Consider the following 11,737-nt stretch of genomic DNA (forward strand, 5'->3'; position numbering starts at 1 on the left):
GACATGACCGACGAACACCGCTTCGGCTTCCGCACCCGCGCCCTTCACGCTGGAGGGACCCCGGATGCCGCCACCGGCGCCCGCGCCGTGCCGATCTACCAGACCTCCTCGTTCGTCTTCGACGACGCGACGGATGCCGCGAACCTGTTCGCGCTGCAGAAGTACGGCAACATCTACTCCCGCATCGGCAACCCCACCGTCGCCGCGCTCGAGGAGCGCCTCGCATCGCTCGAGGGTGGGATCGGCGCGGTCGCGACGGCGTCGGGGATGAGTGCGGAGTTCATCACGTTCGCCGCCCTGGTCGGCGTCGGCGACCACGTCGTCGCGTCGGCGCAGCTCTACGGCGGCACCGTCACGCAGCTCGACGTGACGCTCCGCCGCTTCGGCGTCGACACCACGTTCGTCGCCTCGAGCGATCCGGCCGACTACGCCGCGGCGATCCGGCCCGAGACGAAGGTCCTCTACGTCGAGACGATCGGCAACCCGTCGGGCGAGATCGCCGACATCGAGGGGCTCGCCGAGGTCGCTCACGCGGCCGGCATCCCGCTCGTCGTCGACTCGACCCTCGCGACCCCCTACCTCGCCCGGCCGCTCGAGCACGGCGCGGACATCGTCATCCATTCGGTCACCAAGTTCCTCGGCGGGCACGGCACCACCCTCGGCGGCGTGGTCGTCGAGAAGGGGACGTTCGACTGGGGCAACGGGAAGTTCCCGCAGATGACCGAGCCGGTGGCCTCCTACGGCGGCATCCGCTGGTGGGACAACTTCGGCGAGTACGGCTTCCTCACCAAGCTCCGCACCGAGCAGCTCCGCGACATCGGTGCGGCGCTCAGCCCGCACTCCGCGTTCCTGCTGCTGCAGGGCGTCGAGACCCTGCCGCAGCGCATCGACGCGCATCTCGCGAATGCGCGCATCGTCGCCGAGTGGCTGGACTCCGACCCCCGCGTCTCGTTCGTGACGTGGGCGGGGCTTCCCGGTCATCCGCACCACGCACGGGCGCAGAAGTACCTGCCGCTCGGACCGGGGTCGGTCTTCGCGTTCGGCGTGAAGGCGGGCGACGAGACGTCGACCGAGGCGGAGCGGGTGGCCGCGGGGCGGCGGGCGGGCGAGGCCGTCATCGACGCGCTGCAGCTCGCCTCGCACCTGGCCAACATCGGCGACGCGCGGACCCTCGTCATCCACCCCGCCTCGACGACGCACCAGCAGCTGAGCGCCGAACAGCTCGTCGCCGCCGGCGTCCCCGCCGACCTCATCCGCATCTCGGTCGGTCTCGAAGACCCCGAGGACATCATCTGGGACCTCGAGCAGGCCCTCACCCGAGCCACAGGAGTCAGCCGATGAGCGACACGAATGCGTGCGCCCTGCCCACGCCCCCCGGGCACCACTCCGCCCCCCGCACGTGGCCGTCGGCCGGAGCGCAGGAGCGGTTCGAGATCCTCCGCCGCGCGAAGACGATCGCCATCGTCGGCGCCTCCGACAACCCGGCGCGGGCGAGCTACTTCGTCGCGACTTACCTGCGGGGGAGTTCGCCGTACGACGTGTACTACGTCAACCCGCGCGCCACTGAGATCCTCGGGCAGCCCGCGTACGCCTCGCTCGCCGACCTCCCCGTCGCCCCCGACATCGTCGACGTGTTCCGAAAGCACGACGACCTGCCGGGCGTCGCCCAGGAGGCGGTGGATGCCGGCGCCTCGACCCTCTGGCTGCAGCTCGGCTCGTGGCACGAGGGAGCCGCGAAGATCGCCGCCGACGCGGGACTGTCGGTCGTCATGGACCGCTGCGTCAAGATCGAGCACGCGCGCTTCCACGGCGGGCTCCACCTCGCCGGGTTCGACACCGGGGTGCTGAGCTCGAAGCGGCAGCTGCTCAGCCGGTGACCGCCCGCGCGGCGGAACCACCGCGCGCCCTGTAGACTGGCGGGATGCCGCGCCGCGCACACGCGCGTCCGTGCAGTCTTCTCGCCTCACCGATCCTGGAGGACCACCATGGCCAACCGTGACCAGGGCATCATCGACCCGCCCATCGACGCACTGCTCGACAAGGTCGACTCGAAGTACCAGCTCGTGATCTACGCATCCAAGCGTGCGCGTCAGATCAACGACTACTACTCGGACCTCCACGAGGGCAACCTCTTCGACAACGTGGGCCCCCTCGTCGACTCGAACGTCGAGGACAAGCCCCTCACGATCGCCCTCCACGAGATCCACGAGGACAAGCTGCGCCTGCGCGCGGCCGAGTGACCTCGACGTCATGACCCGGGCGCCACACGGCGTCATCCTCATGCCCGCGAATCCCCCATGTCGGGGACCGCGGGCATGATGGTTTCCACACCCCCGATCCGCCCTCTGGAGGACCGATGACCGCGCTGCGCCTGTTCACGTCGGAGTCCGTGACCGAAGGTCACCCCGACAAGATCTGCGACCAGATCTCCGACAGCATCCTCGACGCCCTGCTCGAGGTCGACCCCGGCAGCCGCGTCGCCGTCGAGACCCTCGTCACCACGGGGCTCGTCCATGTCGCGGGCGAGGTGCGCACCGACGGCTACGTCGACATCCCCGGGATCGTTCGTCGTGTCGTGAATCGCATCGGCTACACCTCGTCCGAGACCGGCTTCGACGGCGACTCCTGCGGCGTGACGGTCTCGATCGGCGAGCAGTCCGGCGACATCGCCGCGGGTGTCGACAACGCGCTCGAGCACCGCGAAGGCGGTTCGGTGGACCCCGTCGACGCGCTCGGGGCGGGCGATCAGGGCATCATGTTCGGCTACGCCACGAACGAGACGCCCCAGTACATGCCGACCGCGATCTGGACGGCGCACCGCCTCGCGGAACGGCTGACCGACGCCCGCCGCAGCGGCGCCCTGCCCTTCCTCCGTCCCGACGGCAAGACGCAGGTGACCCTCGGGTACGACGGCACGACGCCGCGCACCGTCGACACCGTGGTGCTGTCGACGCAGCACCACCCCGACATCTCGCTGCCGGCGCTCCGCGCGGCGGTCCAGGCCGAGGTCATCGACCCCGTCCTCGCCCAGACGGGGCTCGACGTCTCGGACGTCCGGTACGTCATCAACCCGGCCGGCCCCTTCGTCGTCGGCGGTCCGAAGGGCGATGCGGGCCTGACGGGACGCAAGATCATCATCGACACCTACGGCGGCGCCGCCCGACACGGCGGCGGGGCGTTCAGCGGCAAGGACCCGTCCAAGGTCGACCGTTCGGCGGCGTACGCGATGCGCTGGGTCGCCAAGAACGCGGTCGCGGCGGGTCTGGCCGATCGTCTCGAGGTGCAGGTGGCGTACGCCATCGGCCGCGCCGCGCCGGTCGGGCTCTACGTCGAGACGTTCGGCACCGGTCACGTCTCCGACGAGGCGATCACGGCCGCGATCCGCGACGTGTTCGACCTGCGTCCGCAGGCGATCATCGACGACCTCGACCTGCTGCGTCCCATCTACGCGCAGACCGCCGCGTACGGCCACTTCGGGCGCGAACTCCCCGAGTTCACCTGGGAGCGCACCGACCGCGTCGACGCGTTGCGGGCCGCCGCCGGTCTCTGACCCCGTGATCGACGTCGCGCGAGTCCTCATCGACTCGCCGCTGCCGCAGCTCGATCGGCTCTTCGACTACGCCGTCCCGAGCGCCCTCCGGGAGGACGTCCGCCCGGGCGTGCGTGTGAAGGTGCCGCTTCGGAGCGCCGGACGCGTGGTCGAGGCCTGGGTCATCGAGCGCGCCGAGGTCGAGCCGGGCGGGAGACCGCTGTCCGAGGTCGCCGCGGTCGTCTCCCTCGTCCCGATCCTCCCCGACGGGCTCTACCGGCTCGCCCGACGCGTGGCGGACCGCGCCGCCGGCTCGGCGAGCGACATCCTGCGTCTGGCTGTCCCCAAACGGATGGTGCGCGCCGAGAAGGCGTGGGTGGCCGCGGAGCCGCCCGCGGCGCCGACGGTGGACCCGGATGCCGCGACCCGCGCACGCGCGGTGGCATCGGCGTACCCCGGGCTCGCCGACGCGGTGCTCGCGGGGGAGCGGCTCGCGGTGGATGCGCCCCCGCATCCCTCGCCCGGGCAGCTGCGCGGCGCGTGGGCGGATCTGCTCGCGTCGCTCGCGACCCTCGTCCTGGACGGCGGCCGGAGCGCGCTCATCGTCGTGCCGGACCACCGCGACCAGTCGCAGGTCCTGGAGGCGCTCGCGGCGCTCGTGCCGGCGGACGCCGTCGTCCGCGACGACGCCCGGCGGTCGGGTCCGGAGCGCTTCGCGACCTACCTCCGCATGCTGAGCCCTGCGCCCTGCGTCGTGGTGGGCAACCGATCGAGCGTCTACGCCCCGGCCCACGACGTCGGTGCGGTCCTCCTGTGGGACGACGGCGACCCGCTGCTCGCCGAGCCGCTGAGTCCCGGGGTCCACGCCCGCGATGCGGCGCTCGTGCGGCAGGAGGAGGAGCATTCCGCCCTCGTCTTCGCCGGTCACACCCGGACGACGGACGTCGAACGCCTCGTCCAGCTCGGCTGGGTGCGCGAGGTGCCCGCGCAGCGCCGCGTCAGCCCGCGGGTCGTCCTGTCGGCCACGCACGAGGCCGAGTACCGGGGCGCCCGCGTGCCGTCCGCGGCCTTCGCCGCCGCGCGCGAAGCCCTGCAGCACGGTCCGGTGCTCGTGCAGGTCGCCCGTCCGGGGTACTCGCCCGTGCTCGTGTGCGCCGAGTGCCGTCACCCGGCGCGGTGTCGGCACTGCGCGGGGCCGCTCCGCGCGCGCCGACCGGGAGCCACCCCGGACTGCGGCTGGTGCGGTCGGTCGGCGCCGAACTGGACCTGCGCGAACTGCCAGGGGACGCGGTTCCGGATGGCGTCGTCGGGCAGCGAGCGCACCGCCGACGAGCTCGGGCGGGCGTTCCCCGGCATCCGGGTCGTCGTCGCCGACGGCGATCACCCCGTCGTGTCCGTCGACGCCCGTCCCGCCCTCGTCATCGCGACGCGGGGCGCGGAGCCGCCTGCCGAGGGCGGGTACCGCGCGGTGATCCTCCTGGATGGCGACAAGATGCTCATGGCCGAGCAGCTGCGCATCGGCGAGTCGTGCCTCCGGTGGTGGTCGAACGCCGCCGCCCTCGCGGCGCCCGGCGCGCCGGTCCACCTCGTCGGGGTCACCGGTCCGGTCGCGCGTGCGCTGGCGACCTGGACGCACGCGGCCTACGCCCGCGCGGAACTGTCCGATCGGGCGCCGCTGCTCATGCCGCCGACGGTCCGGGTCGCCGCCGTCGAGGGGGCCGCGGCATCCGTCGACCGCGCCCTCGCCGAGCTGCGCGAGGCGGTTCCGGGCCTGGGTCCCCTCAGCGTGCTGGGGCCGGTGCCGACCGACGACGGCGCGCGTGCGCTGGTGCGGGTCGACTACGCGCACGGGCGGGCGGTGGCCGAGCAGCTGCGGGCCTCGGTCGTCGCCGACGCCGTCCGCGGTCGACGGCGGGGTCCGGGGCCGCGGACTACACTCAGGGTTCGGCTCGATGTGCCCGAGCTCGATCTGTGAGGACCTGAATGCGCGTCGTTTTCGCCGGAACCCCCGAACCGGCCGTCCCCTCGCTCCGCGCCCTCGCGGCTTCGTCCCACGAGATCGTCGGCGTCGTCACCCGTCGCGACGCCCCCGTCGGACGCAAGCGCGTGCTGACGCCGTCCCCGGTCGCGGTGGCGGCCGAGGAGCTCGGACTGACCGTCGTCAAGGCCGACCGGCTCGACGAAGCGGCGACCGCCGAGATCGCCGCCCTCGGCGCGGACCTCGGTGTCATCGTCGCGTACGGCGGTCTCGTGCGGGAGCCCCTGCTCTCGACGCCCCGGCACGGATGGATCAACCTGCACTTCTCGCTGCTGCCCAAGTGGCGCGGCGCCGCGCCGGTGCAGCACGCGCTCATCGCGGGCGACCGGGTGACGGGCGCCGCCGTGTTCCAGCTCGTCCCGGCCCTGGATGCGGGCGACGTGTACGACGAGATGCGCTACGACGTCCCGCGCGGGGCGACCGCAGGTGACGTGCTCGCCGACCTGGCGGTCTCGGGTGCTCAGCTGGTGTCCGGCGTCGTCGACGCGATCGATGACGGCACCGCCGCCCCGACCCCGCAGCAGGGGGAGCCGACGCTCGCGCCCAAGCTCACGCAGGCGGACGGTGCGCTCGACCTGACGCAGCCCGCCGACCGGGTCGTCGACCGCTTCCGCGGGACGACCCCCGAACCCGGCGCGCACCTCTCCGTCGGCGGCGCCCGCGTGAAGGTCCATGCCGCCCTGCGCGGTCCCGACATCGACCTCGAGGTCGGCCGGCTCGCTCTCGTCGGCCGGGACGTGCTCGTGGGGACGGGGGAGGGGACGCTGCTCCTGCGCACCGTGCAGCCGGCCGGCAAGGGCGCCATGCCCGCCGCGGACTGGTGGCGTGGCCTCCGGTCCGACGATCCGCGCGCCGACCTGCCGGGGGAGTCCTCGTGACCGCGCGTGACGTCGCGTACACCGTCATCCACGCGGTCGGCGCGGAGGACGCCTACGCCAACCTCCTGCTCCCGCGAGAACTCGAGCGTGCCCGTCTGTCGACGGCGGATGCCGCCCTCGCCACCGAACTCACCTACGGCACGCTCCGCCGGGTGGGCACCTACGACGCGGTCATCGAGATCGCCGCGGCACGCCCGGTCTCGGGCATCGACCCCGCCGTCCTGGACGCGCTGCGGCTGGGGGCGCATCAGCTGCTGGCGACGCGCGTCCCCGCGCACGCCGCGGTCCACGAGACGGTCGACCTCGTGGGGCGCGTCGCCGGACGTCGTGCGACGGGTTTCGCGAACGCCGTCCTGCGCCGCGTGTCCGAGCGGGACGAGGAGGAGTGGCTGTCGCGCATCGAGGATGCTGCCCGCTCCGACGACGAGCGGCTGTCGGTGCGCTTTGCCCATCCCGTCTGGATCATCCGCGCCTTCCGGCGCGCCCTCGCCGCGGAGGGGCGCGAGGCGGAGCTGCTCGACCTGCTGGCGGCGGACAACGCCGCGCCCACGGTGACGCTGTCGGCCCTCCCGGGCGTGGGCGAGATCCCGGCGGACGCCGATCGCACGCCGTTCTCGCCGCTGGGCTTCCGGCTCGCCGGCGGTGACCCCGATCGCATCGTGCGCGCCTCGGGCGGCGCTGTGCGCGTCCAGGACGAGGGGTCCCAGCTCGCCGCCCTCGCGTTGTCCCGTGCGCTGCCCGTCCGCAAGGGCGAGCGCTGGCTCGACCTGTGCGCCGCTCCGGGCGGCAAGACGGCGGTCCTCGCGGCCGAGGCGGTCGCGCACGACGCCCGGCTCGAGGCGAACGAGCTCTCCCCGGCACGCGCGCGACTGGTGCGCCAGTCGGTCGCCGCGGTCCCGCTCGAGGTGCCGGTGTCGGAGGAGGACGGCCGCTCGCGTGCCGGGCGGGGCGTCTACGATCGCATCCTCGTCGACGCGCCGTGCACCGGACTCGGTGCCCTCCGTCGGCGCCCCGAGGCGCGGTGGCGCAAGGCCCCCGCCGACGTCCCCGAGCTCACGCAGTTGCAGACCGAGCTCCTCACCGCGGCGGTCGATGCGCTCGCTCCCGGCGGGGTCGTCGCCTACGTCACGTGCTCCCCGCACCTGGCCGAGACGGCGGGTGTGGTGGCCGAGGTCGAGCGTCGTTTCGGCGCCGAGATCACCCAGCTCGACGCCCGCGCGGTGCTCCGTGAGATCTCCGGCGGCGACATCGATCTCGCCGCACCGGCCGACGGTTCCGGTCGCGCGCAGCTGTGGCCGCACCGTCACGCGACCGACGCCATGTCGATCTGGCTCCTGCGCCGTTCGTGACCCTGCAGGAAAGACGACGGGGCGCCGGGATAATGGCTGACGTGGCCCATTCCGACGTACGCATCAACCCCAGCATCCTCGCCGCCGACTTCGTGAACATGCAGGCCGAGCTCGCCCGCATCGCGTCGGCGGACTTCGTCCACGTCGATGTGATGGACAACCACTTCGTCCCCAACCTGACGTTCGGCCCGCAGATGGTCGAGCGCATCCAGGCGACCAGTCCGGTGCCGCTCGACGTGCACCTCATGATCAGCGACGCCGACCGGTGGGCGCCGGGCTACGCCGAGATCGGCGCGGCATCCGTCACCTTCCACCTCGAAGCGGCCGCCGAACCCGTCGCGCTCGCGCGGCGCCTGCGTGACATCGGGGCGCGCGCCGGTGTCGCCGTGAAGCCGGCGACCCCCGTCGAGCAGCTCTTCGACGTGCTCGACGAGTTCGACCAGATCCTCGTGATGACCGTCGAGCCCGGCTTCGGCGGGCAGAGCTTCATGGCCGACCAGATGCCGAAGCTCCATCGCCTGGCCGACGAGGCGCGCCGGCGCGGGTCGCAGGTCTGGTTGCAGGTCGACGGCGGTATCGGCGAGTCGACCATCGCGCAGGCGGCGGAGGCCGGGGCCGACACGTTCGTGGCGGGCTCCGCGGTGTTCGGCGCCGAGGACCCCGGCGCGGCGATCCGCGCCCTCCGGTCGGCCGCGGCATCCGCTCACCGGCACTGACGGCCTCGTCACGGGAACCGGACCGCGGCGCCGTGCCGGTACCCTGGATGGTGTGAAGACCTTCGACGGACTGTTCTCCGAGCTGACCGAGACGGCGCAGACCCGTCCCGAGGGATCCGGAACCGTCGCGCAGCTCGACCGGGGCGTCCACGCGATCGGCAAGAAGATCGTCGAAGAGGCGGCCGAGGTCTGGATGGCCGCCGAATACCAGTCCGACGCCGAGACGGCCGAGGAGATCTCGCAGCTGCTGTACCACCTGCAGGTGCTGATGCTCGCGAAGGGGCTGACGCTCGAGGACGTGTACCGACATCTCTGATCGGTCCTTCCCGCCGTCCGCATACCTCACACCGAAAGACGTTCCATGCTGCGCATCGCCGTCCCCAACAAGGGCATGCTCGCCGAGACCACGGCGGGGATGCTCGCCGAAGCCGGGTACACCGGCCGACGTGACCCCAAGGACCTCCACGTCATCGACCCCGTCAACGACGTCGAGTTCTTCTACCTCCGTCCGAAGGACATCGCGACCTACGTCGGTTCCGGCGCGCTCGACGTCGGGATCACCGGCCGCGACCTGCTGCTGGACGCCCGGATGCCGGGGGCCCGCGAGATCGAGCAGCTCGGCTTCGGCGGCTCGACGTTCCGATTCGCCGGTCCTCCGGGACGCTTCACCGAGCTCTCCGACCTCGATGGTCTGCGTGTCGCGACGGCCTACCCGGGCCTCGTCGACGGCTACCTCGACGAGCACGGCGTGGCTGTGGACCTCGTGCCCCTCGACGGAGCGGTCGAGTCCGCCGTGCAGCTGGGGGTGGCGGATGCCGTCGCCGACGTCGTCTCGACGGGGACGACGCTCCGCCAGGCCGGGCTCGAGATCTTCGGCCCCGTCCTGCTCGAGTCCGAGGCGGTCCTCATCGGCGCCCCGACCGAGGCGCCCGGCACCGAGACGCTGCTGCGGCGCCTGCGCGGCGTGATGGTCGCCCGCCGCTACGTGCTCATCGACTACGACCTGCCGGCGCACCTCGTCGATCAGGCGGTCGCGCTGACCCCGGGCATCGAGTCCCCGACGATCTCGCCGCTGCGCGACCCGGAGTGGGTGGCCGTGCGCGTCATGAGCCCGCGCAAGACCGTGAACCAGGTCATGGACGCGCTGTACGAGATCGGCGCCCGCGCGATCCTCGTGACGGCGATCCACAACGCGAGGCTCTGACGTGTCGCTCGTCTGCCGGGTCATCCCGTGCCTCGACGTGGCCGCCGGCAAGGTCGTGAAGGGCGTCAACTTCGAGAACCTGCGCGAGATGGGCGACCCCGTCGAACTCGCCCGCCGGTACTACGAGCAGGGTGCGGACGAGATCACCTTCCTCGACGTCACCGCGACCGTCGACGCGCGCGACACGACCTACGACGTCGTGCAGCGCACCGCCGAGCAGGTCTTCATCCCACTCACGGTCGGCGGCGGCGTGCGCTCGGCCGAGGACGTCGCCCGCCTCCTCGGCGTCGGTGCCGACAAGGTCGGCGTGAACTCGGCGGCCATCGCGCGGCCGGAGCTCCTCGGCGAGATCGCCGACCGGTTCGGCGCGCAGGTGCTCGTCCTGTCGCTCGACGTCAAGCGCGCACCGCACACTGCCTCCGGGTTCGCCGTCACGACCCACGGCGGACGCACCCTGACCGACCTCGACGCGCTCGCCTGGGCGCGTGAGGCGATCGAGCGCGGTGCGGGCGAGCTCCTCGTCAACTCGATCGACGCGGACGGTACGAAGGACGGTTTCGACCTCGAGCTCGTCGCCCTCATGCGCGAGGTCTCGTCCGTGCCCGTGATCGCCTCGGGCGGCGCCGGCGACGCGGCGCACTTCGCCCCGGCGATCGAGGCCGGCGCCGACGCGGTGCTCGCGGCATCCGTCTTCCACTCCGGCCAGCTGACCGTCGGCGACGTGAAACAGGCCCTCGCGGCCTCGGGTGTGGAGGTGCGGCGATGACCGGATCGATCGACGAACGCATGGCGCGGGTCGTCTACAACGCCGACGGCCTCGTGCCCGCGATCGTGCAGCAGCACGACACGCGCGAGGTCCTCATGCTGGGGTGGATGGATGCCGAGGCCCTCCGCCGCACGCTCACCGAGGGTCGCGTGACGTTCTGGTCCCGGTCGCGGCAGGAGTACTGGCGCAAGGGCGACACCTCCGGCCACGCGCAGTTCGTCCGCGGCGTGCGCCTCGACTGCGACGGCGACACCCTCCTCGTGAGCGTCGAGCAGGTCGGGGCCGCCTGCCACACCGGCGACCGCACGTGCTTCGACGCCGACGACCTCGACCCCGTGATCGGCGAGTTCTCGTGACCGAGGCCACCGCGCGCCGGATGCGGCTGTCCGCCGTGCTGGCGATCCTCCTCGGCGGCGCGGTCGGCATCATCGGGTCGACCCAGACCTGGCTGAACGCGACCTTGAACGACGGCTCGCAGCTCGCGGTCCCGGTCCCCGGCGCCGACGCGCTGGCGGTGCTCGCGCCGCTCAGCCTCGCCGCGCTCGCGCTCGGCCTCGCGCTCACGATCGTCGGGCGTGCGCTCCGCTACGTCTTCGCGGTCGTCGCGATCGGCCTGGGGGCGGGGCTCGGCTGGGGCTCGTACCGCATCGCAGCGGAGCAGCCCATCGACGCCGTCGCAGGGCCGGTGACGGATGCCACGGGCCTCAGCGGCGCGCAGGGTATCTCCGGCATCGTGTCCGGGATCACGGCGACGCCCTGGCCCGGGGTGACGGCCGCGGCATCCGTCCTCATCGTGCTGGGCGGCGTCCTCATCCTCGCGACCGCCCACCGGTGGAGCGCCGGCGGCCGCAAGTACCGCACGACGGGGGCCGCGGGGACCGGCCCCCGCGACAGCATCGATTCCTGGGACGACCTGTCCCGCGGTGAGGATCCGACGAGCTGACGCGTCCGGGGCGGGGGGAGGGTGCCCGCCCCGCTAGACTGGTGGTGCGGCTCCGGCCGCCCCGAACCTGCATGCGAAGGAGAACAATGAGCGGCATCGAGGACCCCGGCCACGGACACTCCCCGGCGGCATGGACGACGGTCGTCATCATGCTCATCGCCCTGACGATCGGCACCGTTTTCTTCTTCCTCGAGATGCCGCTCATGGTCTGGCTCTCGGTCGTCCTGCTGGTCATCGGCCTCATCGTCGGCTACATCATGACCAAGGCGGGCTACGGCGTCGGCGGATCCAAGACCGTCTCGAAGCAGCACTGA

At 72.7% G+C, this 11,737-nt stretch carries 14 protein-coding genes; all 14 read left to right on the forward strand.

Translation table 11 applies throughout. The features are described from left to right. Window positions 1-3: 3 nt before the first annotated feature. The 14 genes from AB0P29_RS00120 to AB0P29_RS00185 all read left to right on the forward strand — a co-directional run bounded on the left by AB0P29_RS00120 (window position 4) and on the right by AB0P29_RS00185 (window position 11,737). A complete protein-coding gene (locus tag AB0P29_RS00120; protein ID WP_363377581.1) occupies window positions 4-1,341 on the forward strand; it encodes an O-acetylhomoserine aminocarboxypropyltransferase/cysteine synthase family protein in 1,338 nt (445 codons plus the stop codon). Beyond that, a complete protein-coding gene (locus tag AB0P29_RS00125) occupies window positions 1,338-1,877 on the forward strand; it encodes a CoA-binding protein (RefSeq protein WP_363377583.1) in 540 nt (179 codons plus the stop codon). The genes AB0P29_RS00120 and AB0P29_RS00125 overlap by 4 nt, the downstream gene beginning before the upstream one ends. Before the next feature lie 108 nt (window positions 1,878-1,985). Beyond that, a complete protein-coding gene (gene rpoZ, locus AB0P29_RS00130) occupies window positions 1,986-2,240 on the forward strand; it encodes a DNA-directed RNA polymerase subunit omega (protein ID WP_064002061.1) in 255 nt (84 codons plus the stop codon). 116 nt (window positions 2,241-2,356) lie between these two features. Next, window positions 2,357-3,550, forward strand: a complete 1,194-nt coding sequence (gene metK / locus AB0P29_RS00135) for a methionine adenosyltransferase (protein WP_311862116.1) — start codon at window positions 2,357-2,359, stop codon at window positions 3,548-3,550. Window positions 3,551-3,554: 4 nt separating this feature from the next. Next, window positions 3,555-5,504 (forward strand): primosomal protein N', encoded by a 1,950-nt coding sequence (locus AB0P29_RS00140; RefSeq protein WP_311283747.1) that lies wholly within the window; start codon window positions 3,555-3,557, stop codon window positions 5,502-5,504. 8 nt (window positions 5,505-5,512) lie between these two features. Further along, window positions 5,513-6,445, forward strand: coding sequence for a methionyl-tRNA formyltransferase (gene fmt, locus AB0P29_RS00145; protein WP_253034454.1), 933 nt, complete (start codon window positions 5,513-5,515; stop codon window positions 6,443-6,445). After that, window positions 6,442-7,794, forward strand: a complete 1,353-nt coding sequence (locus tag AB0P29_RS00150) for a transcription antitermination factor NusB (protein ID WP_363377586.1) — start codon at window positions 6,442-6,444, stop codon at window positions 7,792-7,794. The genes fmt and AB0P29_RS00150 overlap by 4 nt, the downstream gene beginning before the upstream one ends. 32 nt (window positions 7,795-7,826) lie before the next feature. Continuing rightward, window positions 7,827-8,510, forward strand: coding sequence for a ribulose-phosphate 3-epimerase (gene rpe / locus AB0P29_RS00155; protein WP_363377588.1), 684 nt, complete (start codon window positions 7,827-7,829; stop codon window positions 8,508-8,510). A 52-nt stretch (window positions 8,511-8,562) separates the two neighbouring features. Next, entirely contained in the window at window positions 8,563-8,826 is a 264-nt protein-coding gene (locus AB0P29_RS00160; RefSeq protein ID WP_064002055.1) for a phosphoribosyl-ATP diphosphatase, read from the forward strand. Between the two features lie 45 nt (window positions 8,827-8,871). After that, entirely contained in the window at window positions 8,872-9,714 is an 843-nt protein-coding gene (gene hisG, locus AB0P29_RS00165; RefSeq protein WP_217531897.1) for an ATP phosphoribosyltransferase, read from the forward strand. A gap of 1 nt (window position 9,715) precedes the next feature. Further along, the gene (gene hisF, locus AB0P29_RS00170; RefSeq protein WP_064002053.1) at window positions 9,716-10,480 is read left to right on the forward strand and encodes an imidazole glycerol phosphate synthase subunit HisF; all 765 of its coding nucleotides are present in this window, start codon (window positions 9,716-9,718) and stop codon (window positions 10,478-10,480) included. Beyond that, complete coding sequence (gene hisI / locus AB0P29_RS00175; protein ID WP_064002052.1) at window positions 10,477-10,836, forward strand: phosphoribosyl-AMP cyclohydrolase; 360 nt, start codon at window positions 10,477-10,479, stop codon at window positions 10,834-10,836. The genes hisF and hisI overlap by 4 nt, the downstream gene beginning before the upstream one ends. Beyond that, entirely contained in the window at window positions 10,833-11,423 is a 591-nt protein-coding gene (locus tag AB0P29_RS00180) for a Trp biosynthesis-associated membrane protein (RefSeq protein WP_217531893.1), read from the forward strand. Before hisI ends, AB0P29_RS00180 begins: the two co-directional genes overlap by 4 nt. Before the next feature lie 86 nt (window positions 11,424-11,509). Continuing rightward, a complete protein-coding gene (locus AB0P29_RS00185) occupies window positions 11,510-11,737 on the forward strand; it encodes a DUF6704 family protein (RefSeq protein ID WP_217531891.1) in 228 nt (75 codons plus the stop codon).

Source organism: Microbacterium sp. NPDC080220 (assembly GCF_040686395.1).
GTDB lineage: Bacteria > Actinomycetota > Actinomycetes > Actinomycetales > Microbacteriaceae > Microbacterium > Microbacterium gawkjiense.

Coding starts and splice junctions, on each gene's coding strand:
- AB0P29_RS00120 (WP_363377581.1), top strand. CDS start 4: ATGACCGACGAACACCGCTTCGGCTTCCGCACCCGCGCCCTTCACGCT.
- AB0P29_RS00125 (WP_363377583.1), top strand. CDS start 1,338: ATGAGCGACACGAATGCGTGCGCCCTGCCCACGCCCCCCGGGCACCAC.
- rpoZ (WP_064002061.1), top strand. CDS start 1,986: ATGGCCAACCGTGACCAGGGCATCATCGACCCGCCCATCGACGCACTG.
- metK (WP_311862116.1), top strand. CDS start 2,357: ATGACCGCGCTGCGCCTGTTCACGTCGGAGTCCGTGACCGAAGGTCAC.
- fmt (WP_253034454.1), top strand. CDS start 5,513: ATGCGCGTCGTTTTCGCCGGAACCCCCGAACCGGCCGTCCCCTCGCTC.
- rpe (WP_363377588.1), top strand. CDS start 7,827: ATGGCTGACGTGGCCCATTCCGACGTACGCATCAACCCCAGCATCCTC.
- hisG (WP_217531897.1), top strand. CDS start 8,872: ATGCTGCGCATCGCCGTCCCCAACAAGGGCATGCTCGCCGAGACCACG.
- hisI (WP_064002052.1), top strand. CDS start 10,477: ATGACCGGATCGATCGACGAACGCATGGCGCGGGTCGTCTACAACGCC.
- AB0P29_RS00185 (WP_217531891.1), top strand. CDS start 11,510: ATGAGCGGCATCGAGGACCCCGGCCACGGACACTCCCCGGCGGCATGG.